The organism is Rhodococcus sp. NPDC059968 (assembly GCF_042738615.1).
GTDB lineage: Bacteria > Actinomycetota > Actinomycetes > Mycobacteriales > Mycobacteriaceae > Rhodococcus_F.
This window is the reverse complement of the sequence record NZ_JBHWUE010000012.1, coordinates 1-21,865: the sequence shown is the minus strand read 5'-3', so window position 1 is coordinate 21,865 and position 21,865 is coordinate 1. Positions and strand designations below refer to the sequence as shown.

20 protein-coding genes and 1 pseudogene are annotated in these 21,865 nt (G+C 68.0%); 12 read left to right on the top strand and 9 right to left on the bottom strand.

All coding sequences use genetic code 11. The features are described from left to right. Nucleotides 1-6: 6 nt before the first annotated feature. Both pfkB and ACFWAY_RS13365 read right to left on the bottom strand, forming a co-directional pair. Nucleotides 7-987 carry a 1-phosphofructokinase gene (pfkB, locus tag ACFWAY_RS13370; protein WP_378450376.1) on the bottom strand — a complete coding sequence of 327 codons (981 nt, stop codon included), beginning with the start codon at nucleotides 985-987 and terminating at the stop codon, nucleotides 7-9. Next, complete coding sequence (locus ACFWAY_RS13365; protein ID WP_378450411.1) at nucleotides 984-1,751, bottom strand: DeoR/GlpR family DNA-binding transcription regulator; 768 nt, start codon at nucleotides 1,749-1,751, stop codon at nucleotides 984-986. The genes pfkB and ACFWAY_RS13365 overlap by 4 nt, the downstream gene beginning before the upstream one ends. Before the next feature lie 196 nt (nucleotides 1,752-1,947). Here ACFWAY_RS13365 and ptsP point away from each other — a divergent pair, with 196 nt between their 5' ends. The 3 genes from ptsP to ACFWAY_RS13350 all read left to right on the top strand — a co-directional run bounded on the left by ptsP (nucleotide 1,948) and on the right by ACFWAY_RS13350 (nucleotide 6,258). Then, the gene (gene ptsP, locus ACFWAY_RS13360; RefSeq protein ID WP_378510917.1) at nucleotides 1,948-3,618 is read left to right on the top strand and encodes a phosphoenolpyruvate--protein phosphotransferase; all 1,671 of its coding nucleotides are present in this window, start codon (nucleotides 1,948-1,950) and stop codon (nucleotides 3,616-3,618) included. Nucleotides 3,619-3,687: 69 nt separating this feature from the next. After that, nucleotides 3,688-5,004 (top strand): uracil-xanthine permease family protein, encoded by a 1,317-nt coding sequence (locus ACFWAY_RS13355; protein ID WP_378510916.1) that lies wholly within the window; start codon nucleotides 3,688-3,690, stop codon nucleotides 5,002-5,004. Nucleotides 5,005-5,115: 111 nt separating this feature from the next. Then, nucleotides 5,116-6,258 (top strand): acyl-CoA dehydrogenase family protein, encoded by a 1,143-nt coding sequence (locus ACFWAY_RS13350; RefSeq protein WP_378450379.1) that lies wholly within the window; start codon nucleotides 5,116-5,118, stop codon nucleotides 6,256-6,258. A gap of 88 nt (nucleotides 6,259-6,346) precedes the next feature. On the opposite strand, the gene lexA is transcribed toward ACFWAY_RS13350, so the two are convergent. Beyond that, complete coding sequence (gene lexA, locus ACFWAY_RS13345) at nucleotides 6,347-7,078, bottom strand: transcriptional repressor LexA (RefSeq protein WP_378450380.1); 732 nt, start codon at nucleotides 7,076-7,078, stop codon at nucleotides 6,347-6,349. Between the two features lie 292 nt (nucleotides 7,079-7,370). Between lexA and ACFWAY_RS13340 the strand changes: the two genes are divergently transcribed. Then, entirely contained in the window at nucleotides 7,371-7,883 is a 513-nt protein-coding gene (locus ACFWAY_RS13340; protein ID WP_378510915.1) for a LysM peptidoglycan-binding domain-containing protein, read from the top strand. Nucleotides 7,884-8,063: 180 nt separating this feature from the next. Beyond that, on the top strand, nucleotides 8,064-8,528 hold the full coding sequence (gene nrdR / locus ACFWAY_RS13335) for a transcriptional regulator NrdR (RefSeq protein ID WP_015890458.1): 465 nt from the start codon (nucleotides 8,064-8,066) through the stop codon (nucleotides 8,526-8,528). A 67-nt stretch (nucleotides 8,529-8,595) separates the two neighbouring features. On the opposite strand, the gene hrpA is transcribed toward nrdR, so the two are convergent. Next, on the bottom strand, nucleotides 8,596-12,483 hold the full coding sequence (hrpA, locus tag ACFWAY_RS13330) for an ATP-dependent RNA helicase HrpA (protein ID WP_378510914.1): 3,888 nt from the start codon (nucleotides 12,481-12,483) through the stop codon (nucleotides 8,596-8,598). A 70-nt stretch (nucleotides 12,484-12,553) separates the two neighbouring features. Between hrpA and ACFWAY_RS13325 the strand changes: the two genes are divergently transcribed. Both ACFWAY_RS13325 and ACFWAY_RS13320 read left to right on the top strand, forming a co-directional pair. Next, nucleotides 12,554-13,198: a Pr6Pr family membrane protein gene (locus tag ACFWAY_RS13325; RefSeq protein WP_378510913.1), complete on the top strand. Its 645-nt coding sequence runs from the start codon at nucleotides 12,554-12,556 to the stop codon at nucleotides 13,196-13,198. A 97-nt stretch (nucleotides 13,199-13,295) separates the two neighbouring features. Next, nucleotides 13,296-14,375 (top strand): alpha/beta fold hydrolase, encoded by a 1,080-nt coding sequence (locus tag ACFWAY_RS13320; RefSeq protein ID WP_378450384.1) that lies wholly within the window; start codon nucleotides 13,296-13,298, stop codon nucleotides 14,373-14,375. Here the strand turns inward: ACFWAY_RS13320 and ACFWAY_RS13315 are convergent. Then, nucleotides 14,337-14,561 (bottom strand): VOC family protein, encoded by a 225-nt coding sequence (locus tag ACFWAY_RS13315; RefSeq protein ID WP_378510912.1) that lies wholly within the window; start codon nucleotides 14,559-14,561, stop codon nucleotides 14,337-14,339. The two genes, ACFWAY_RS13320 and ACFWAY_RS13315, sit on opposite strands and share 39 nt — an antisense overlap. Nucleotides 14,562-14,874: 313 nt before the next feature. Here ACFWAY_RS13315 and ACFWAY_RS13310 point away from each other — a divergent pair, with 313 nt between their 5' ends. After that, nucleotides 14,875-16,239 (top strand): MFS transporter, encoded by a 1,365-nt coding sequence (locus ACFWAY_RS13310; RefSeq protein WP_378510911.1) that lies wholly within the window; start codon nucleotides 14,875-14,877, stop codon nucleotides 16,237-16,239. Between the two features lie 63 nt (nucleotides 16,240-16,302). Next, entirely contained in the window at nucleotides 16,303-17,535 is a 1,233-nt protein-coding gene (locus ACFWAY_RS13305) for an aspartate aminotransferase family protein (protein ID WP_378450387.1), read from the top strand. Here ACFWAY_RS13305 and ACFWAY_RS13300 read toward each other — a convergent pair. Next, complete coding sequence (locus tag ACFWAY_RS13300; RefSeq protein ID WP_378450388.1) at nucleotides 17,499-17,801, bottom strand: hypothetical protein; 303 nt, start codon at nucleotides 17,799-17,801, stop codon at nucleotides 17,499-17,501. The two genes, ACFWAY_RS13305 and ACFWAY_RS13300, sit on opposite strands and share 37 nt — an antisense overlap. An 18-nt stretch (nucleotides 17,802-17,819) precedes the next feature. On the opposite strand from ACFWAY_RS13300, the gene ACFWAY_RS13295 reads away from it, so the two are divergent. Further along, on the top strand, nucleotides 17,820-18,536 hold the full coding sequence (locus tag ACFWAY_RS13295; protein WP_378450389.1) for a hypothetical protein: 717 nt from the start codon (nucleotides 17,820-17,822) through the stop codon (nucleotides 18,534-18,536). Here the strand turns inward: ACFWAY_RS13295 and ACFWAY_RS13290 are convergent. Then, entirely contained in the window at nucleotides 18,522-19,202 is a 681-nt protein-coding gene (locus tag ACFWAY_RS13290) for a PhzF family phenazine biosynthesis protein (RefSeq protein ID WP_378450390.1), read from the bottom strand. The genes ACFWAY_RS13295 and ACFWAY_RS13290 overlap by 15 nt on opposite strands. A gap of 110 nt (nucleotides 19,203-19,312) precedes the next feature. Between ACFWAY_RS13290 and ACFWAY_RS13285 the strand changes: the two genes are divergently transcribed. Beyond that, nucleotides 19,313-20,236: a LysR substrate-binding domain-containing protein gene (locus tag ACFWAY_RS13285; protein ID WP_378450391.1), complete on the top strand. Its 924-nt coding sequence runs from the start codon at nucleotides 19,313-19,315 to the stop codon at nucleotides 20,234-20,236. A 9-nt stretch (nucleotides 20,237-20,245) separates the two neighbouring features. On the opposite strand, the gene ACFWAY_RS13280 is transcribed toward ACFWAY_RS13285, so the two are convergent. Further along, nucleotides 20,246-20,995: a LysR family substrate-binding domain-containing protein gene (locus ACFWAY_RS13280; RefSeq protein ID WP_378455182.1), complete on the bottom strand. Its 750-nt coding sequence runs from the start codon at nucleotides 20,993-20,995 to the stop codon at nucleotides 20,246-20,248. Nucleotides 20,996-21,053: 58 nt separating this feature from the next. On the opposite strand from ACFWAY_RS13280, the gene ACFWAY_RS13275 reads away from it, so the two are divergent. Further along, entirely contained in the window at nucleotides 21,054-21,458 is a 405-nt protein-coding gene (locus tag ACFWAY_RS13275; protein WP_378455181.1) for a DUF5997 family protein, read from the top strand. Nucleotides 21,459-21,502: 44 nt separating this feature from the next. On the opposite strand, the pseudogene ACFWAY_RS13270 reads toward ACFWAY_RS13275, so the two are convergent. Then, nucleotides 21,503-21,865 (bottom strand): annotated as a pseudogene (locus ACFWAY_RS13270) (hypothetical protein); the annotation flags it as partial.

Here is a 21,865-nt window from a genome sequence, read left to right as displayed (position 1 = left end):
TCTGGTTCAGGCCGGATCGGGGGCGGGGGAGCTGAGGGCGGTGACAGTGACGGCGTCGATGTCGACGTGTTCGGGGGTCGGCAGGGTGGTGCCGGGAAGGGCTGCCGCCGCGCTGCCGTAGGCGACGGCGGATCGGAGGCAGTCCGCGGGCGTTGCACCGGACATGTGCGCTGCCAGGTAGCCCGCCAGCGACGAGTCGCCGGCGCCGACGGTGCTGCGGGCGACGATCGGTGGTGGCGTGGCCCACCAGGCGCCGGCCTCTGTCACGAGAACCGCACCCGCGGCGCCGAGCGTGGCGAGGACGGCTTCGACCCCGCGGTCCACGAGTTGCCTGCCGGCGTGGGCGGTGGCTGTCGGATCTCCGCGCAGCGCGGACTCCTCCAGCAACTGCCCGTCGGCGCCGGTGAGCTGCGCGAGTTCCTCGCTGTTCGGTTTCACGAGGTCGGGGGCGGCCGCGGGGAACCGTTCCGCGAGCGCGAGCAGCGGGGCGTCCGATGTGTCGACGGCGACCCGGCACGACGCCGAGCGCAGTGCCTCGACGAGCGTGGCGTACCAGTCGGTGGGAATGCCGGGGGGAAGGGAACCGGACAGCACCACCCACTCGGCCCGCGAGCCGCGTTCGATGATCTCCGACTGCAGATCGGCGAGCGACTCGGCCGTCATCGCGACGCCGGGTTCGTTGACCTTGGTGGTGGTGCCGTCGGGTTCGGTGATGGTGATGTTGGTGCGCGCCGGACCGGACGTCGCCACGGTCACGTGCTCGATCCCGTGCTCGGACAGGGCGGTGAGCAGGGGGTCGCCCTCGTTGCCCGGAAGTACGGCGACAGCGGCGACACCCGCCGACGTGAGCGCGCGGGCGACGTTGACGCCTTTGCCTCCGGGGTCGCTGTGGGTGGCGGCCGCGCGCAGGACGGTTCCTCGTTCGAGGCGCCCCGCCAGGTTGACGGTGCGGTCGATGCTCGGATTGGCGGTCAGCGTGACGATCATGCGATCACCACCTCGATTCCCTGGTCGTGGAAGTGGGCTCGGTCTGCGGAACTGATGTCGGCGTCGGTGACGAGGATGTCGACGCTGTGGATGGGGGCGAAGCTCACGAGGTGCTCCCGGCCGACCTTCGACGAGTCGGCGACCACGACGACGTGGTTGGCGCACCGGACCATCGCGCGCTTGACCGCGGCCTCCTCGGTGTCCGGTGTGGACAGGCCGTGGCCGACGCTGAGCGCGTTGGTGCCGATGAACGCGACGTCGACGCGGAGGACGTCGAGGATGCGCAGCGCCTCCTCGCCGACGGCGGCCTGCGTGATGCCGCGCACCCGGCCGCCCAGCATGTGGAGCGTCACCGAATTGAGTCCCGCGAGCCGGGCTGCGATCGGCACGGAGTTGGTGATGACGGTGAGGTCCAGATCGGACGGGAGTTCCGGGATGATGCGCCCCGTCGTGGTTCCCGCGTCGAACAGCACGCTGCCACCGGACGGCGGCAGGTAGGCGGCGGCGCGCTTGGCGATCCGGTCCTTCTGCTCGGCGCGGGTGTGATCGCGCTCCGTCATGCCGGGCTCGGTGACCGTGAGGGACCCCGCAGGCACCGCGCCGCCGTGCACGCGGCGGATGTGGCCGAGACGCTCGAGAAGCGCGAGGTCACGGCGCACGGTTTCGGTGGTGACGCCGAACGTGTCGGAGAGGTCGGCGACCGACATGCGTCCCCGCTGCGAGATCAGCGTCGTGACCGCTTGCTGGCGTTCTTCCGGATACACCGTGACCCCGTTCCTGTTCTCGTCGGTGAAGTGTTCGGTGACGTGATCCGTTATGGTCTGCATCACACGAAATGTTGTGTCATGTTGTTTTACGCCCGAGTGTGTTGACATGTCAAGAGTTGAGAGTAATCTCCGTCACATAGTCGATTCGCATTTCCGACTGTGTGAAGCAGAACAAGCCGGCCAGGAGGACCCGATGACCGAAGACCGTGAAATCGTGCGAGGTACGCCGGTGGTACCGGGCATTGCCTACGCGCCGGTGATCTGGCCGGCTCCGCGGCCGGAGGTCGCACCCGGATCGGCCCGGATCGACGAGGCGTCGCGCGCCGCGGGGAAGGTCCGCTTCGAGGAAGCGGCCGCCGTGGTGTCGCAACGACTGCGCGACCGTGCGGCGAGCGTCTCCGGCGCCGCAGCCGAGGTGCTGCAGGCGAACGCGGCGATGGCGGCCGACCGCGGCTGGCTCGGTGCCGCGCAGAAGCTGATCGCCGGTGGAACCCCGGCCGAGGAAGCGGCAGCCGAGGCCACCGAACAGTTCGCCACCCTGTTCACCAAGATGGGCGGGCTGATGGCCGAACGGGTGACCGACCTGCGCGACATCCGGGACCGCGTCGTGTCCGAACTCCTCGGCCTGCCCGAACCCGGCATCCCCGTGCCGACGACACCGTCGATCCTGTGTGCCCAGGACCTCGCGCCCGCCGACACCGCCGGTCTCGATCCCGAGCTGATCGTCGGACTCGTGACCGTCCTCGGCGGCCCCACGAGCCACACCGCGATCATCTCGCGGCAGCTGGGAATCCCGTGTGTCGTCGCGGTTCGTGACCTCGAATCCGTCGTATCGGGCACCCCCGTCCTCCTCGACGGCTCGGCGGGCGAACTCGTGGTGGAACCGGACCCCGTCGAGGCCCGCGCCGCCGTCGAACACGGCCGCGCCGAACGGGTCCGCATTCAGTCGTGGGAGGGTCCCGGCCGCACGAGCGACGGACATTCCGTATCGATTCTGGCCAACGTTCAGGACGGGGCCGGTGCGCGGTCGGCGAGCGCGACGGCTGCCGCCGGCGTGGGACTGTTCCGCACCGAATTGTGCTTCCTGGACCGAGATTCCGAGCCCGGTGTCGACGAGCAGGCCGAGATCTACGGCGAGGTGCTCGACGCGTTCGCCGGAAAGAAAGTCGTGATCCGAACCCTCGACGCGGGATCGGACAAGCCGCTGCGCTTCGCCAACCACGCCGAGGAAGCGAACCCGGCGCTCGGGGTCCGCGGAATCCGGATCGCCGAACAGAACCCGGGCATCCTCAGCAGGCAACTCGACGCCGTCGCCGCCGCGGCGAAGCAGACGCAGTCGCACCCGTGGGTGATGGCACCGATGATTTCGACTCCCGCCGAGGCCGAATCCTTCGCGGCGGAGGTCCGCGCTCGTGGACTCGTGCCCGGCGTGATGGTCGAGGTACCGGCCGCCGCGCTTCTGGCCGACCGTCTCCTGCGCCACGTCGACTTCCTGTCCATCGGCACGAACGACCTCGCGCAGTACACGATGGCCGCCGATCGGATGTCCTCCGATCTGGCGTCGCTCACCGACCCCTGGCAACCGGCGGTCCTCGCGCTCGTCGCCCGCACGGCCGAGGCGGGCATCGCGGCAGGCAAACCGGTCGGCGTCTGCGGCGAGGCGGCCGCCGACCCGCTGCTCGCCTGCGTGCTGATCGGACTCGGGGTCACGTCGCTGTCCTGCGCGGGTGCTGCCGTGTCCGGTGTGGGGGCGAAGGTGGAATCGGTCACGCTGGACGACTGCCGTCGTGCCGCCGAGGACGTGCTCGCCACGAGCGATCCCACGGAGGCGCGCGCCGCGGCGGTACGGGTGCTGGGCGCGTAGTCCCGGTTTGCGACGGGATCCGGTCCCGAAGGCGCGAACCTCCCAGATCGTGCCTACTATTGGCGAACTGTGACGAAAGAAGAAACCGACGCCCCCGGCGGCTCTGCCGGCCCGTCCACTCCCACGCGGGTGTTCGGGTGGACGCTGCACGGCGACGGCAGGCGGATCGGTGAGGGTGAGGTGGTCGCTCCCGGCGAGCGCCTCACCTGGCCGCGCACGGTCGGAATCGGGATGCAGCACGTCATCGCGATGTTCGGCGCCACCCTCCTGGTGCCGACGATCACCGGGTTTCCGGTCACGACGACACTGCTGTTCTCGGGTATCGGGACGGCCCTGTTCCTGCTCATCACCCGCGGCCGCATCCCCAGCTATCTCGGGTCGTCGTTCGCGTTCATCGCGCCGCTGACGGCGTCGCAGAGTTCCGGTCCCGCCGCGCAACTCGGCGGTGTCGCCGCTGCGGGTCTGTTGTTGCTCGTGGTGGGTATCGCGGTGAAGCTGGCCGGATCGCGGGTCATCGACGCCGTCATGCCGCCCGTCGTCACCGGCGCCGTGGTCGCCCTGATCGGGCTCAATCTCGCACCCACCGCGGTGGATTCGTTCGAATCGCAACCGCTGATCGCCGGGGTGACGCTGCTGGCGATCCTGCTCGTGACAGTGCTCGGTCCGGGACTGCTGGGCCGTCTCGGCATCCTCGTCGGTGTCGTCGTCGGCTGGGTGTTCGCCGCCGTGATCGGCGGGCTCGCCGAGGAGCGGGTGACGGCGCTGCGGGATGCGGCCTGGTTCGGCGTCCCCGAACTGCGGGGACCGACGTTCGAATGGTCCGTGATCGCGCTGACCCTCCCGGTGGTGATCGTCCTGATCGCCGAGAACGTCGGCCACGTCAAGGCGGTGTCTGCCATGACGGGTCGTTCGCTCGACGACGTCGCCGGCGACGCTCTCGTCGCGGACGGGCTGGCCACCACTCTCGCCGGATTCGGCGGCGGCTCCGGAACCACCACCTACGCCGAGAACATCGGAGTGATGGCCGCGACGCGGGTCTACTCCACCAGCGCCTACTGGGTCGCGGCCGGCACCGCCGTAGTCCTCGCGTTCTCACCGAAGTTCGGAGCTCTCGTGTTCACCGTGCCGAACGGGGTCATCGGCGGCGCCACCCTCGTGCTGTACGGACTGATCGGCGTCCTCGGTGTGCGCATCTGGATGGACGCCGAGGTGGATTTCACCGACCCCGTGAACCTCACCGTGGTCGCCGCGGCGCTCGTCGCCGGCATCGGCGACCTCACGCTGACGATCGGATCCGTGGAACTCGGTGGCATCGCGTGGGGTTCGGTCGGCATCCTCGTCGCCTACCCGGTAATGCGCTCGCTCGCGCGGTTCCGCAAGCCCTGACACTGTGACCGGATGGGTCACGAATCCCGATCACCTGGGTCATTCACCACATAGTTCCTCGCCTCTACCGTCGAACGAGACGTACCCGGATAGTTGATACGAGGAGTCGGCGTGGAGCGCACCCTGTTCGAACCGGAGCACGAACTGTTCCGGGAGTCGTACCGCAAGTTTCTCGAACAGCACGCCGAGCCGAACCACGCCAAGTGGGAAGAGCAGAACATCGTCGACCGCAGCCTGTGGGTCGAGGCCGGCAAACAGGGCTACCTCGGTATGGCCGTGCCGGAAGAATTCGGCGGCGGCGGCGTGCGCGACTTCCGGTACAACGCGATCGTCACCGAGGAGACCACCCGCGGCGGATACAGCGGCATCGGCTTCACCCTGCACAATGACGTCGTCGCGCCGTACCTGCTCGAACTGAGCAACGAGGAGCAGAAGCAGCGCTGGCTGCCCGGCTTCGCGTCGGGCGAGCTGATCACGGCCATCGCGATGACCGAACCGGGCACCGGCAGCGACCTGCAGGGCATCAAGACGCGCGCCGTGCGCGACGGCGACGACTGGGTCCTCAACGGTTCCAAGACCTTCATCACCAACGGCATCAACGCCGACCTCGTCATCGTTGTCGCGTGTACCGATCCCGACAAGGGGGCGCAGGGATTCAGCCTCCTTGTCGTCGAACGGGACATGCCGGGCTTCGAACGCGGCCGCAACCTCGACAAGATCGGGATGAAGGCGCAGGACACCGCGGAACTCAGCTTCACCGACGTCCGTATTCCCGCCGCCAACCTTCTCGGCGAGGAGGGGATGGGCTTCCTCTACCTGATGAAGAACCTTCCCCAGGAGCGGCTGTCGATCGCAGTGGTGGCCGCGGCCGCAATGGAATCGGCACTGGACATGACGATCCAGTACTGCCGCGACCGGAAGGCCTTCGGCAAGTCGATCGGCAGCTTCCAGAACACCCGCTTCGTGCTCGCCGAACTCGCCACCGAGGCAACGGCCGTCCGAGTCCTCGTCGACAAGTTCATCGAACTGCTCAACGACGAGAAGCTGTCGGTCCAGGAAGCGGCGATGGCCAAGTGGTGGACCACCGAGGCGCAGGTCCGGCTGATCGACCGGTGCCTGCAGCTGCACGGCGGCTACGGATACATGAAGGAGTACCCGATCGCCAAGGCGTACATGGATTCTCGTGTCCAGACCATCTATGGCGGTACCACCGAGATCATGAAGGAAATCATCGGTCGCGGCCTCAATCTCTGACGAGGCACGACCTGCGTATCCGGGGTGGATGCGAGGAGGCCCCACGGCAATCGCCGTGGGGCCTCCTCGTGTCTGCAAGCGGCAGTGACTAGATCTTGCGCATGACCGTGACGACTTTGCCCAGAATGACTGCGTCGTTGCCGGGGATCGGATCGAACAGGGGATTGTGCGGCATCAGCCACACCTCGTTCTCGGTGCGCTTGAACGTCTTGACGGTGGCTTCGCCGTCGATCATCGCTGCCACGATGTCTCCGTTGTCTGCCACGTTCTGCTGACGGACCACGACCCAGTCGCCGTCGCAGATCGCGGCATCGATCATCGATTCCCCGACGACCTTGAGCAGGAACAGCGAGCCCTGGCCCACCAGTTCACGGGGTAGGGGGAAGACGTCCTCGACTGCTTCCTCGGCGAGGATCGGGCCACCGGCGGCGATCCGGCCGAGAACCGGGACGAACGCGGGTTCCGGCAGGGGGGCGCCGTCGGCGCCGGACTTGACCGCGGCCAGCCCGACGGCGGCGCTCGCGTTCGCTGCCGCTCCCGCCGCCACCTCGTCGAGACCGCGCACGTCCACGGCGCGCGGACGATTGGGATCCCGGCGGAGGAAACCCTTCCGCTCCAGCGTGCGCAGCTGATGAGCGACGGAGGACGTGGAGGTGAGCCCCACGGCGTCGCCGATCTCGCGGATGCTCGGCGGATATCCGCGCTCGTTCACGGACGTGCGAATCACCTCGAGGACGCGGCGCTGCCGGTCGGTCAACCCGGCGGCGGAGCCACCGCTCACACGTGGAGTCGAACCGTCGGTCGAGCTGTCGTCCTTCATGGCGAGGTGCCTCCGTCTGTATGTGGATCTTCTCGGTATGGGTCGCATGTGACTGCTGTGCCGCGTGACACGAATCTATCCCGCTTTCCTCGGAGTTTCAAACATCTGTTCGACACGTGTCGCGAGAAGTAGAGACATTGTCGGAGTGCCGTGGTAGAAATCGAACATGTGTTCTTTCGAACGCGTGATCGAACACCCGGCGGGGTCGGACGCCGACCGGGGCGGTAGCGGATACGACAACGGATCTGACAGACAACGGATCTGACAACGGATACGAGCAGCGGAGGTACCGATGAGCAACGCAGTTCTCCATCGGCAGGCAGTGCTGAACCGGCAGGCAGTGCTGAACCGGCAGGCACTCGAACGGGGTGTCGTCCGTTCCGGGGCCGCACGGTCGTACCGGACCGAGCCTCGGCGTCGCACCGACGGCGAGCTGCGACGTCCGTCGTCCGGCGCCGTCGCGTACCGGCCCACCCACGCCGGTGTCTCCCGCGCCGATCACGCGCGCGGGGCGAACGACGTCGGCTGGCGGATGGTGCTCGCGAGCGTCGTGATCACCGCGGGTGTGTTGTGCGGGCTCGTCGGGGTGGCTCAGCTGGCCACCACCGACGGTGTGAGCAACTCGGCGGCCACGGAGGTCGTGCAGGTGCAGCAGGGGGAGAGCCTGGCCGCGGTCGCGGCGCGGATCTCCCCGGAATTGCCGGTGGCACAGGTGGTCGAGCGGATCATGGAGCTGAATGCCATGTCCAATTCGGCGCTCCACCCGGGCCAGAGTCTGATCGTCCCGTCGTCCTCTACCCGGTGACGGGGGTGGCTCTGCATGACTGTCCCATCGGCCGGCCGAGTAGTCTCGGATGCTGTCAGTCCCACCACTTCGTGTGGTCGCGTCGAGATCGTGCATCCGCTGCGTGAATCCGTTTTCGTCGGTTCGCCATCGGGGGAGGCGAACAGTTGCGGCCACGACGGCTACGACGAAGGAATCGCCATGCACTGCCCGTTCTGCCGGCACCCCGATTCACGTGTGGTCGATTCGCGAGAAGCCGACGAAGGACAGGCCATCCGTCGCCGCCGTTCGTGCCCCGAGTGTGGTCGCCGATTCACCACCGTCGAGACCGCCGTCCTGTCGGTGGTCAAGCGCAGTGGTGTCACCGAGCCGTTCAGCCGGGAGAAGGTGGTGCGGGGTGTGCGACGCGCCTGCCAGGGCCGGCAGGTGGACAATGACGCACTGAATCTTCTTGCCCAGCAGGTCGAAGACGCGGTCCGGGCGTCGGGGTCCGCGGAGATCCCGAGCAACGAGGTGGGCCTCGCCATTCTCGGTCCGCTTCGTGATCTCGACGAGGTGGCGTACCTGCGCTTCGCGTCCGTGTACCGGTCGTTCAGCTCCGCCGAGGACTTCGCGCGCGAGATCAAAGAGCTACGCGAACATCGCGAGTCCCGAGACGACGCCTGAGCCGGCGCGTCAGCGCACCTTCTCCATGGCCCCGCGCGTCAGCGCACCTTCTCCATGGCCCCGCGCGTCAGCGCACCTTCTCCATGGCACTGAGCACGCGCTTCTCCGAGACCGGGATCGGTGTCCCGAGCGTTTGAGCGAACAGGCTGACGCGCAGCTCCTCGATCATCCAGTGAATCGCATCGACCTCGGGTGAGTGCTGTCGTTCTTCCGGCAGACCCGCGAGCATGCGTTCGTATCCGGCGTACACCCGGTCGAGAACGTCCATCCCCTTCTGGTCGCGCGGTGCGCTCGCGGGAAGGGCTTCGAGACGTGCCACCGCGGCGGCGAGGTAGCGGGGCAGGTCGCGGAGGCGTGTTGCACCGATGTCGGCGACGAATCCGGGAAACAGCAGCGACTGCCGTTGTTCCCGCACGTCGTCGGCGGCCTCACCGGTGGCACGGTCCAGCACGACGGCGAGCCGATGGTCCGCCTCGAGTACCGGCGACACCAGTCGCAGGAGCACCGCCACATTCCGGGCCATCGCCGCGCGCGCCGTCGCCACGAGGGCGTCGAATTCCTGCGGTGTGCGCACCGGAGTGCCGTGCGCGACGATCAGCTGGTTCGCGGCGGCGTTGCGGCAGTCGTCGATCAGGGCGTCGAGGCTGCCGTCGGGGTTCTGCCCGAGCGCCAATCGCTGTGCGTTGCTCAGGCCGGACGTGACCGTCTTCGCCTGGGTGGGAACGGCGGCGAGGAGCAGCCGGCGCGTTCCGGCGCGCATCGCGCCTCGCTGCGCCGCGGCGGTGCTGAGCACGCGGACGGCGACACCGTCACCCTCCGGGACCAGGGCGGGGTAGCCGGTGACCTTCTGGCCGCCGAGTTCGCGTGTCACGGTGGCCTCGAGCGAACCGAGGGTGGCGGGGGTCCACGTGAGTGCAGGCGGCCGCTCCGAGTTCGAGGCCGCTTTTGCCACTTCCACCTGGACGCGGGGAGCGAGCGACTTGCGCAGCGACACGAGGTCCTTGTCCCGGCCGAGGACGGCGCCCTTCTCGTCCACGGCAGCGAACGTCATGCGCAGATGGTCAGGGAGCGCGGTGACGTCGAAGTCCTTGGGGTCGATGCGACAGGCGCCGAGCCGCGACAATTCGCGTGCCATCGCCGTGGCGAGCGGTTCGGAGCGGGGTTTCACGGCGGCCAGCGCGGCGGTCGCGTAGTCCGGTGCCGGAACCACCTGTCGGCGAAGGGTCTTCGGGAGTGTCTTGATCAGGGCGGTAACCAGTTCGACGCGCATGCCGGGGACCAGCCAGTCGAAGCCGACCGGGCGCAGGCCTGCCAGCAACGCGATCGGGATGCGGGCGGTGACGCCGTCGTCCTCGGTGCCGGGCTCGAACTGGTAGGTGAGGGGGAACTGCATGTCGCCCTGACGCCAGGCGTCGGGGTATTCGCCGCCGAGTACTGCGGCCGACTCGGCGTTGACGACCGTCGCCTGGGTGAACGTGAGCAGGTCGGGATTCTTGCGGCGGGCGGCCTTCCACCAGGAGTCGAAATGCCGGGCGGAGACCGCTTCCGGGCCGACGCGCTGGTCGTAGAAGTCGTAGAGAGTGTCGTCGTCCACGAGGATGTCGCGCCTGCGGGCGCGATGCTCGAGTTCCTCGACGTCTTCGAGGAGTGCGCGGTTGGCGTGGAAGAACTTGTGCTGCGTCTGCCATTCGCCCTGCACCAGAGCGTGGCGGATGAACAGGTCCCGGGACGTCTCGGGGTCGATGGTGCTGTAGGTGACCGCACGCCGGGCGACGAGCGGGATCCCGTACAGCGTCACGCGTTCGTAGGCCATCGCGGCGCCGCGCTTCGACGACCAGTGCGGCTCGGAGTAGGTGCGTTTCACGAGGTGCGGCGCCAGCTTCTCCGCCCACTCGGGTTCGATCCTGGCCGACATCCGCGCCCACAGCCGCGACGTCTCGACCAGCTCGGCGGCCATGACCCATCGCGGGGGCTTCTTGAACAGGCTCGAGCCTGGAAAGATCGCGAATCGGCTTCCGCGGGCCCCGAGGAAGTCTCGTTTGTCACCCTCGCGCAGTCCGATGTGCGACAGCAGTCCCGCGAGGAGGGACTGGTGGATCGCCGCCTCGCCTGCCGGGGTGTCGGTGGTGTCCCAGCCCAGTCCGCGGGTGATCTGCCGGAGCTGACCGTGCAGGTCCTGCCACTCGCGGATGCGCAGCCAGTGCAGGAACTCGTTTCGACACATTTTCCGGAACTGGTTGGACGACAAATCGTTCCGCTGCTCGCGCAGGTACTTCCACAGTTCGAGGAACGCGAGGAAGTCGGAGTTCTCCACGGTGAACCGGGCGTGCTTCTCGTCCGCCGCCTGCTGGAACTCGGCGGGACGTTCCCGCACGTCCTGGATCGAGAGGGCGGAGACGATGACCAGCACCTCGGACAGGCAGCCGTTCCGGTGCGCCTCGACGAGCATCCGGGCCATGCGCGGATCGACGGGGATCTGCGCGAGTTCGCGTCCGACCGGGGTGAGGACGGGCTGCTCGTTCTGGGTTTGCCGCTCGATCGCCCCGAGTTCCTCGAGCAGGCCGATGCCGTCGCGGACGGCCCGCGGGTCGGGCGGCTGAAGGAACGGGAACGCGGCGATGTCGCCGAGGCCGAGCGCCGTCATCTGCAGGATGACGGATGCGAGGTTGGTGCGCAGGATCTCCGGTTCGGTGAACGCGGGCCGCGCCTCGAAGTCCTCTTCCGAGTAGAGCCGGATGCAGATGCCCTCGGCCACACGGCCGCAACGTCCCGAACGCTGGCGGGCGGACGCCTGCGAAATCGGTTCGATCGGCAGACGCTGCACCTTGGTGCGCACCGAGTAGCGGGAGATGCGGGCGGTTCCCGGGTCCACGACGTACCGGATGCCGGGCACGGTGAGGGACGTTTCCGCGACGTTCGTCGACAGCACGACCCTCCGCCCGGTGTGGGGCGTGAACACCTTGTGCTGTTCCGCCGCCGACAGGCGGGCGTACAGGGGCACGATCTCGGTGCCGCGCAGCCTGCGGTCGCGCAGCGCGTCGGCGGTGTCGCGGATCTCCCGTTCGCCGGAGAGGAAGACCAGGATGTCGCCCTCGCCCTCGCCGGAGAGCTCCTCGACTGCCTCACACACCGCGTCGACGGGGTCGCGGTCGAAGGTCTGGTCGCCGACTTCCACCGTGAGTGGGCGGTACCGCATCTCGACGGGGAATGTGCGCCCGGACACCTCGACGATCGGTGCGGGCACCCCGTCGGTGGCGAAGTGCTGCGCGAAGCGTTCCGGGTCGATCGTGGCCGACGTGATGATCACTTTCAGATCGGGCCGGCGGGGGAGGAGCTGCCTCACGTATCCGAGGATGAAGTCGATGTTGAGGCTGCGTTCGTGGGCCTCGTCGATGATCAGCGTGTCGTACCGGCGCAGCATCCGGTCGCGCTGGATCTCGGCGAGCAGGATTCCGTCGGTCATCAGCTTCACCAGCGTGCCGTCCGACACCTGGTCGGTGAATCGCACGGTGTAGCCGACGGTCTCACCGAGTTCGCTGCGGAGTTCCTCGGCGATCCGTTCGGCGACGGTCCGCGCCGCGAGACGGCGGGGCTGGGTGTGTCCGATGAGGCCGCGGACACCACGGCCGAGTTCGAGGCAGATCTTCGGGATCTGCGTCGTCTTGCCGGATCCGGTCTCGCCGGCGACGATGACGACCTGGTTCTCGGCGATCGCCTTCGCGATGTCGTCGCGGCGCTGGCTGACCGGCAGCGAGTCGGGGTAGTCGATGACGGGGACGCTGTCGAGTCTTCGTGTGATGCGTCCGCGTGCGGCGGCGATCTCGTCCGACAGGGACGCGAGGGCTTCGGGTGTGCGCGCACGGTCGAGTCGCCGGCGGAGCCGGTGTTCGTCGCGCAGAGTGAGTTCGCCGAGGCTGTTCTTCAGTTCCCGCCGGCTGGGTGCTGTGGTGGACATGCTGGACCCCAGCCTAGCCAACCCGGTGGATCGCCCTGTGCCGCGCCCGCCCGTATGCGAATATCGGCGCATGGACGCTGCCGTCGTCACGGACCTGCGAGGTCACAGGGTCGTTCGGGTTCTGCGGGCGGTGTTCGCCGTCTACGGACTGATCGCGTTGCTGTGGATTCCGCTCCGCAGCGCAGGCAGCGGTGACTTCTCACTGGCCAACTACCTCAGCTACTTCACCATCGAGAGCAATATGCTCGCCGTCGTCGTCCTCCTGATCGGCGCGATCCGGAATCCGCAGTCGCGGGGCTGGCAGCTGTTCCGGGGTGCGACGACTCTGTACATGGTCATCACCGGAATCGTGTACGCGGTGCTGCTGGCGAACATCGACGTGATGCTGCAGGACGACTGGATCAACACGGCGCTGCACCGCCTGCTGCCGCTCGTCCTGCTGCTCGACTGGGTGATCGCGCCGTCCCGGGTGCGGATCTCCGACGCGCAGAGCCTCAGCTGGCTGGTGTTCCCGGCCGTGTACGGCGCCTATTCCCTGATGCGGGGTCCGATCGTCGGCTGGTACCCGTATCCCTTCCTGGATCCCAGACAGCAGGGGTACCTCCAGCTCGCCGTCACGGCGGTCGTGTTGTTGCTGGCGATGGCGTTGATGGCGCTCGCCGTGAACGCGGTGGGACGTCTCGGTGCGCGCTGCCGGTACGGGGAGGACCGGTAGCGGTGAAGTTGCGCGCGTACGATTCGCGGGCCGCGCTATCCTCCACTGGACAGGCGTCCGCGGGATCCTCCGTGACTTCGGCAACGGCTGGGAGATTATGTTCGACGAGTTCGCAGGCGAGACTTTCGACCTGCTCAGCCGCGACCGCGGCAGTGTGGTCGCCGCCGACGACGGAGTGCCCCTCGCGGTGCGCGAGGTGGGCCCGGCGTTCGCCCCCCTAACGGTGGTGTTCGTTCACGGCTTCTGCAACCGGATGACGGGGTGGCACTTCCAGCGGGTCCAACTCGAGGAGACATGGGGCTCCACGATCCGCATGGTGTTCTTCGACCTACGGGGGCACGGCAATTCCGGGGTGCCGCGCCGCGACACGTGCACGATCCCGCATCTCGCGCGGGACGTGGACGCCGTGATCCGGGCGCTCGTGCCCGAGGGGCCGATCGTGCTGGTCGGCCACTCCATGGGCGGCATGGCCGTCCTCTCGTACGTCGGGCAGCATCCCGATCTGATCGGTTCCCGCATCGTCGGGGTGGGCCTGATCGCCACCGCCGCGGAGAAGCTGGGGGACGTGGGACTCGCGCGTACCCTCAACACGCCGGTCGTCGCCGGATTCAGCACCGCGGCCCGGCACCTGCCGCGCGTGGTGCAGAGCGGTCGCGGCGCGAGCAAGAGGGTGCTGGCGCCGATCCTGAGGTCGGCGTCCTTCGGCGACCGCAGGATCAGCCCGGCCATCATGTGGCATTCCGAGCAGATGATCAACGACACGTCCCTCAAGACACTCGTCGATTTCCTGCCGTCGTTCAAGAATCACGACGAGACGGCGGCCGTGCCGTTGCTGGCACCGATCGAGACACTGATCGTGTGCGGCGATCGTGACCTCCTGACCCCATTCCGGTATTCGAAGGCTATCGCCGGGGAGTTGCCGGACACGGAACTGGTGAAGGTGCCAGGCGCTGGGCACATGGTGCAGTTGGAACGCGCAGACCTCGTCTCGGATGCGATCGATCGTCTCCTGACCCGCTCCGTCGAAACTCTTCCCACACCGAGTGCCTGGAACGAGTGGGTCCGAGCGATCACCGACTACGTCGACCACGCACGGCACTGGATCGCCCACGGCGGGCCCGCCGCCTGGTGGCGAGGCTCACGCAATCGTCCCGTCGTCGGCCCCACGTTCCGGTAGCACGCAGAATTCGTTGCCCTCGGGGTCGGCGAGAACCACCCAGGGGACGTTCGGGTCGTCGCCCAGCCGGCGGGCGCCGAGCGAGAGAAGCCGCCGGACCTCCTCGTCCCGGGATCCGGACGACGGCGCGATGTCGAGGTGCAGGCGGTTCTTCCCGGACTTCGGGTCGTCGACGGGCTGAAACACCAGTCACGGGGACCCGGTGCGTTCGATTCGACGTACTCGAGCCCGTACGAGTCCTTCCATCGGCGGGTCGACGGATAGCCCAGGGCGTCGCCCCAGAATCGTGCCAGCAACTCCGCGTCACGGCAGTCGATGCCGATGGCGATGATTCGGCTGGTCATGGGTTGCGGATACCCGCGCGCCGGTGATCGCACACCGTCACGGGGACGGCTCGGGCGCGCCTCCGCGCCGTGTCTGTAAACGGCAAACGCGCGACAACACGTGCCACTCGGGCCACAATGAGTGAACGCGAAACCGGCCCCAGGAGGCGGGATCAATGGCATCTGCGAGTTCGCCAGCCGAGCAGGAAGCCCTCCCACCAGGTGTTCTCCGTCGCGCGATCGCGGCGTCGGCGATGGGCAACGCCACCGAATGGTTCGACTACGGTGTCTACGCGTTCACCGTGTCGTACATCTCGGCCGCGTTCTTCCCCGGCGACACCGGTTCGGCCACCCTCTACGCCCTGCTCGTGTTCGCGGTGTCGTTCGTCGTGCGACCGCTCGGCGGCCTCGTGTGGGGTCCACTGGGTGACCGGCTCGGACGCCGCCAGGTTCTGGCACTGACGATCATCCTGATGGCGGGTGCGACGTTCTGCGTCGGCCTCGTGCCGGGATACGACGTCATCGGTTTCTGGGCGCCTCTGCTGCTGGTGCTGCTGCGCATGATCCAGGGCTTCTCGACCGGCGGCGAATACGGCGGCGCGGCAACGTTCATGGCCGAGTATTCGCCGGATCGCAAGCGCGGTTTCTGTGGAAGTTTCCTCGAGTTCGGCACCCTCGGCGGTTACGCGCTCGGTGCGATCGTGGTCCTGGTGGTGGAGTCGTTTTCCTCCGATCCGTTCATGTCCACCTGGGGCTGGCGTATCCCGTTCCTGATCGCGGGACCGATGGGTCTGATCGGCCTCTATCTGCGCACCAAGCTCGAGGAGACACCCGTGTTCCGGGAATTGGACGCGGAGGGCGAGGTTGAGCCGGGGACGACCCACGAGTTCAAGGACCTGGTGACCGAGTACTGGAAGCCGTTGCTGCTGCTCGGCGGCCTCGTCATCGCGTTGAACGTCACCAATTACACCCTGCTCAGTTACATGCCGACGTATCTGGAGACACAGATCGGCCTGACGTCCACCGCGTCGCTGACCCTGTTCATCGTCGGACAGCTCGTCATGATGGCGGTCATTCCGTTCGCAGGCGGGTTGTCGGACCGGGTGGGCCGAAAACCGTTGTGGTACGGCTCGCTTGTGGGATTGATCGTGCTCGCCGTCCCGATGTACCTGCTGATGCGTCAGGGTTTCGGATGGGCAGTCCTCGCATTCTCGGTGCTCGGGTTGCTGTACGTCCTGCAGCTGTCCACGATTTCGGCGACGTTCCCGGCAATGTTCCCGACGCATGTGCGGTTTGCGGGTTTCGCCATCGCGTACAACGTGTCGACGTCGCTGTTCGGTGGCACGGCCCCCGCAGTCAACGAACTACTCATCGAATGGACCGGCAACACACTGATGCCGGCGTTCTACATGATGGCTGCGTGCGCGATCGGCCTCGTCGCGCTGTATTTCGTGGCCGAGACGGCGGGCGCGTCCATCCGCGGTCGCGGGATACCGGGAATCGACACCCAGCCACACCCCACCGCCCTGGCGGAGAAGTGACGCGGCACGATCCTCTGCGAGGCGTCGTGGCATAGTCGCCTTCGGGCGGGGTTTCACGAAGGGATGAGCATGGCGTCGGCACTGTGGCACGGATTCGCGGACATGGGTGCGGTGGAACAGAAGGGTGCCTTCGTGGTGTCCCGCGGCGAGGGCGCGTACATCTGGGACGATCGAGGCAACCGTTACCTCGATGCGACGGCCGGTCTGTGGTTCACCAACGTGGGGCACGGTCGTGCTGAGATCGCGGACGCCGTCGCGCAGCAGTTGCGGACAATGGCCCATTTCTCGAACTTCGGTGACTTCGTACCCGAGACCACCGCGACCCTGGCAGATCGTCTCGCGACCATCGCGCCGGTGCCGGGCAGCAAGATTTTCTTCACATCCGGTGGTTCGGATTCCGTGGACACGGCGGCCAAGCTCGCCCGCCGCTACTGGCACGAGATGGGCAAGCCGTCCAAGACGATCGTGGTCGGCCGCCAGAAGGCCTATCACGGGATGCACGTGGCGGGCACCGCGCTGGCGGGAATTCCCGCTAACCGTGAGGGTTACGGTGAGTTGATGGCCGACGCCGCCACCGTCGCCTGGAACGATGCCAAGAGCCTGCTCGAACTGATCGAGAAGATCGGTGCCGACACGATCGCCGCGTTCTTCTGCGAGCCCGTCATCGGTGCGGGCGGGGTCTACCTGCCGCCGGAGGGTTACCTCGCGGAGGTCCGCGACATCTGCCGCGAGCACGACATCCTGTTCGTCGTCGACGAAGTGGTCACGGGATTCGGCCGCATCGGTGGCGAGTGGTTCGCGTCGACGCGATTCGATCTGCAGCCCGACATGATGACGACCGCGAAGGGGCTCACCTCCGGGTACGTCCCGATGGGTGCGGTGTTCATCGCCCCGCGCGTGGCCGAGCCGTTCTTCGCCGGCGGGGTCTGGTGGCGACACGGCTACACCTACGGTGGGCACGCGGGTGCCGCCGCGGCGGCTCTCGCCAACCTCGACATCATCGAGCGCGAGAACCTGCTGGCGGAGTCGAAGCGGCTCGAGTCGTCACTGCACGAGCACCTCGCACCCCTCGCCGACCACCCGCGGGTCGAGGAGGTGCGCAGCGGTCTCGGTGCGGTCGCGGCGGTGCAGCTGGCCGATCCGGCGGAAGCGCTCCCGTTCGTGAACACGTTGCGTGAACACGGGATCTCGGGGCGCGCCGCCGGTCAGGGCGCCATGCAGATCTCGCCGGCGTTCGTGATGACGGACGAGCAGGTCGCTCAGCTCGCGGACGGGATCCGCCGGGCCCTGGGCTGATCGGTCCCGGTGCCCCGCCTGCGAAAGCGGCGCACGGCACCGGTGACCCGGTCCCGCCAGGTGGGCGGGGTCAGATCGATCTCCTTCTGCCCGTCGTGCGCCGCGTACGCGCGGGTGTAGCGCTCGTGGAGACGCGCCCGAACCTCGTCGGGCGTGTACGCCTTGCGTTGCCGATCCGCCCGCACCGCGACGACCCCGGTCGCGGCGACACCCACCACACCGGCAAGTCCGAGAAGTTTCCACCATTGCCTGCCACGAGGTCGCATCCTTCTAGGCTAGGGCCCATGGACGCGCCACGGCACACGGACGCACGACGACACGGTTCCACCATCGACCTCGACACCGCGGTCGAGGTCACCCGCACCGGCGACATCTGGATCTTCCGCGGAGAGTCTCCGGCGGACAGGGCGATTCAGACGCTGACGAACAGTCCGGTCAACCACGTCGGCATGTCGGTGGTCCTCGAGGACCTCCCGCCGCTCATGTGGCACGCCGAACTCGGACATTCGCTGCAGGACATGTGGACGGGACGCTTCCAGCGCGGTGTGCAACTCCACGACCTGCGCGCCGCGGTCCAGGTGTGGGGTGCGCGGTACGGGCAGCGGGGATGGCTGCGCCAGCTCGCCGAACCCGCGACGTCGCAGCAGGAGGACGCGTTGCTGCGGACGATCGCGCGGCTCGACGGAACCCCGTTCCCGTCCACCGCGAAACTCGCGTCACGGTGGTTCGGCGGGCGCCTGCCGGGGACGGGGCGCCGGCACGAGAAGTCGGGCAGCCTCGAAAGCGCCTATTGCGCCGAGGTGGTCGCGCAGACGTACGAGGAGATGGGTCTGATCAGCGGGCGCAGGCGCACCAATTGGTACGACCCCGGCAAGTTCTGGAGCGGCGACAGGCTCCCCCTCGCTCCGGGGGTGACGCTGGGCCGGGAGATCGAGGTGACCCTGAGCGAAGCCGACCTCACCGCGGGGCGAGGCCGGCGGCCGTCGTCAGAGGGTGCGTGACTTCTCGGGGACGACCCGTCCGCCGACCTCGATCCAGCCGGCGGGATCGTAGGTGGTGCGCAGCTCGGATCCCTTGCCCTGGGTGATCAGGAGTGCGTGCCGAAGGTGTGCGGTGATCCGGACGGCGGCGGCTCCGGTGGCCTCGTCCTCGGTGATGCCCATGTCCGGGGCGAACATTCGCGACCGGATCGAATGCTCGACCTTGTCGGTCCAGGCCCACAGATAGTGGTGTCCGGCACCGAACTTCTTCGGGTCGGCTGCCTGAACCTCGCGCACGCTGTTCATGGGGTACAGCGAGAACTCGGGTGCCCACTCGGGCCGGGCACGCACCCAGGTGATGGCGCCGGAACGGCGGGTGGCGACGGGGCCCGCGGGCACGTCGAGCGTGTTGACCGCCGCGCCGCGCTCGTGCAGCCACCAGGACAGCCCGACGGTGGGATGTCCGGCGAAGGGCAGTTCGGTGGTGGGGGTGAAGATCTGCGCGCGCGCGTGCTCGTCACCGGATCCGGGGATGTCGACGAAGATCGTCTCGCTGTATCCGAGTGCGGCGGCGACGGACTGCCGGTCCTCGGGCGGGACGGCTGAGGAGTCGACGATGCCGAGCGGATTGCCGTGGCGTCCTTTGTCGTCGGTGAACACCCGGACGACGTCTACGTGGATGGGCATTGACGCACCCTATCGCTCGTCGACCTCGAGGAAGTGCGTCGACCGTGGAGTGGTCGCCAGCGGCCCCGGGTCAAAAGGCGGCGGTGATGGATAACGCTAAACTGATAGGCATGGCTGATCAGAGTTATCAACCCACACTGTCGCAGCTGCGTGCGTTCGTTGCGGTCGCGGAATACCGCCATTTCGGCACGGCAGCAGCACGATTGAGTGTGAGTCAACCCACACTGTCGCAGTCGCTGGCCGCCCTGGAGAACGGGCTCGGCGTGCAGCTCATCGAGCGCAGCACCCGTCGCGTCCTCGTCACCGCGGCGGGGGAGCGGCTCCTCGGTCAGGCCAAGGTCATCCTCGAGGCCGCGGACGGTTTCGTCGCGACGGCCGCGGGTGTCGGCGACCGGTTGGCCGGACCGCTGCGTATCGGGCTGATCCCCACCGTGGCCCCGTACGTGCTGCCTGCCCTGCTGCCGGCGCTGCGCGCGGAGATGCCCGCCCTCGAGCCGCAGGTCATCGAGGACCAGACGGCGCGACTCCTGGAGGCGTTACGGGTGGGCGCGCTCGACGTCGCGGTGCTGGCGTTGCCGAGCGGTGTCAGCGGACTCGTCGACATTCCTTTGTACACAGAAGATTTCGTGATGGTCGTCCCGGAGGGGCACGCGCTGGCGGGTCGCACCGACGTCTCGCCGCAGATGCTGGACGCGCTTCCCCTCCTGCTGCTCGACGAGGGGCACTGCCTGCGCGACCAGACCCTCGATCTGTGCCGCTCCGTCGACGCGCACCCGGTGGCGGGCGACACCCGCGCCACGTCGCTGTCGACGGTGGTGCAGTGCGTTGCGGGCGGACTCGGCGTGACCCTGGTGCCGGAATGCGCCGTCAAGGTGGAGACGGGACGGGGGCCGCTCGCGACCGCCCGCTTCGCGGCTCCGGCACCCGGCCGCACGATCGGCCTCGTGTTCCGCTCGTCCAGTGCCCGCGCGGACGGCTACGGGCAACTCGCCGGCCTGCTCACGAAGACGGCGTCGGTCGGCGCGCCGACCTGACGGTCGGGCCTAGGACCGCCGCCGCGGTTTGCCCTTCTTGCCGCCCTTCGTTCCGGAGCCCGACCGTGACGTCCTGGCCCCCGCGGCCGGTTTCTGGCGTGCAGCCGCCGCGGCGGGACGCTTCTTCTTCGGCTGAGCCGGAGTCGGGGTGCGGCCCCGGGAGCTGTTGACGGTCCGGCCTCGAACGATGCCGATGAACTCCTCCACCAGTTCGGTGGTGTCGTCCTCGGGCCACGACAGTGCGATCCGTGACTCCGGGCCGTCCGACACCGTCCGGTAGACGAGGTCCTTGCGGTGGTGGAGCCGCGCGAGCGACTGCGGGACGACGAGCAGCCCGATCCCCGCGGCGATCAGTTCGATCGCGTCGGCCGTCGTGGCGGGGCGGTCCTGGGCGGGCAGTCCCGGCAAGCTGTCCCAGACGAGGACGTCGTCGTGCGGGTGCAGCACGATCTCGTCGGCCAGATCCGCGATCGACACCTCGTCCACCGCCGCCACGACGTGGTCCTTCGGCGCCACGACCACGGGGATCTCGGTGTACAGGGGGATGGCGCTGAGACCGGTCCGGTCGATCGGCAGCCGCACCAGGCCCGCGTCCGCGCCGCCGCCGCGCAACGTCACGGCTGCGTCGGCGGCCGCCACCGGGACGAGAGTGAGCGGGACGTCGGGCAGTCGTTCGTTCCAGATCCTCACCCACTTGGTGGGGGTCACGCCCGGGACATACGCGAGCCGGAACGAAGGGGATGCATCCGCGTCTGTCACTCCGTCAGGCTACCGGCCTTGGTCAACGGCATCGCACACGCTCGTTACTCTTGACACCATGACGTCGCACAAGAGCCCTCAGACTATGAAGCCCGCCACCGCGGCGAAGAAGCTGGGTGTGTACCTCGAGGCCACCCCCGCGGAGTTCCAGGAGGGTCTCGTCTCCCGCGACGAGCTGAGTGCACTGCAGAGCGATCCGCCGGAGTGGCTGCTCGAGCTGCGCCGAAACGGCCCGCACCCGCGGCCGGTGGTCGCGGCGAAGCTGGGGGTATCCATCGCGGGCCTCGGCCGAGGCGGCGTCACCGAGGCGCTCACCACCGAGCAGATCGACGCGCTCATGGCGGATCGTCCCGAGTGGCTGCAGCAGGAACGCGCCACCCAGGCCGAGGTCCGCAAAGAGACCGTCCGCATCAAGGAGAAGAACGCGGCGCGGCGTGATCAGCCCCGCCGGCCGCGTTCCTGACCGCTAACCCCAATGCCGCGTAGTTAGGGCTTGCAGATAAATTATTACGGTGTTTCATTTGGCGGGTTGGGTGTGATGCCTGTGGTGGTGATGTAGGTGGTGAACTCGGCGAGCGTGGTGAGTGGTTCTGCGGGGTCGATGGTGTGGTCGATCTGGTTCAGGAGTTGGCGGGTGTCGCGGATGACCTTGTTGGCGGTGGTCTGGCCGATGTCGAAGAGTTTCGTGATGGCCTTGACCGGCAGGCGGAATCGGTCGTGGATGAGGGTGAGCACGACTCGGTCGGCGAGGGTGAGGGTGGGGCGACGGCCGGGTCCTTTCGCGGTTTGCCGGTGACCGCCTCGGCGGCTGTGCAGGGCTGCTTCCCGTTGTGTGTCGTGGGGTGTGAGCAGGCGGGTGATCAGGGTGTC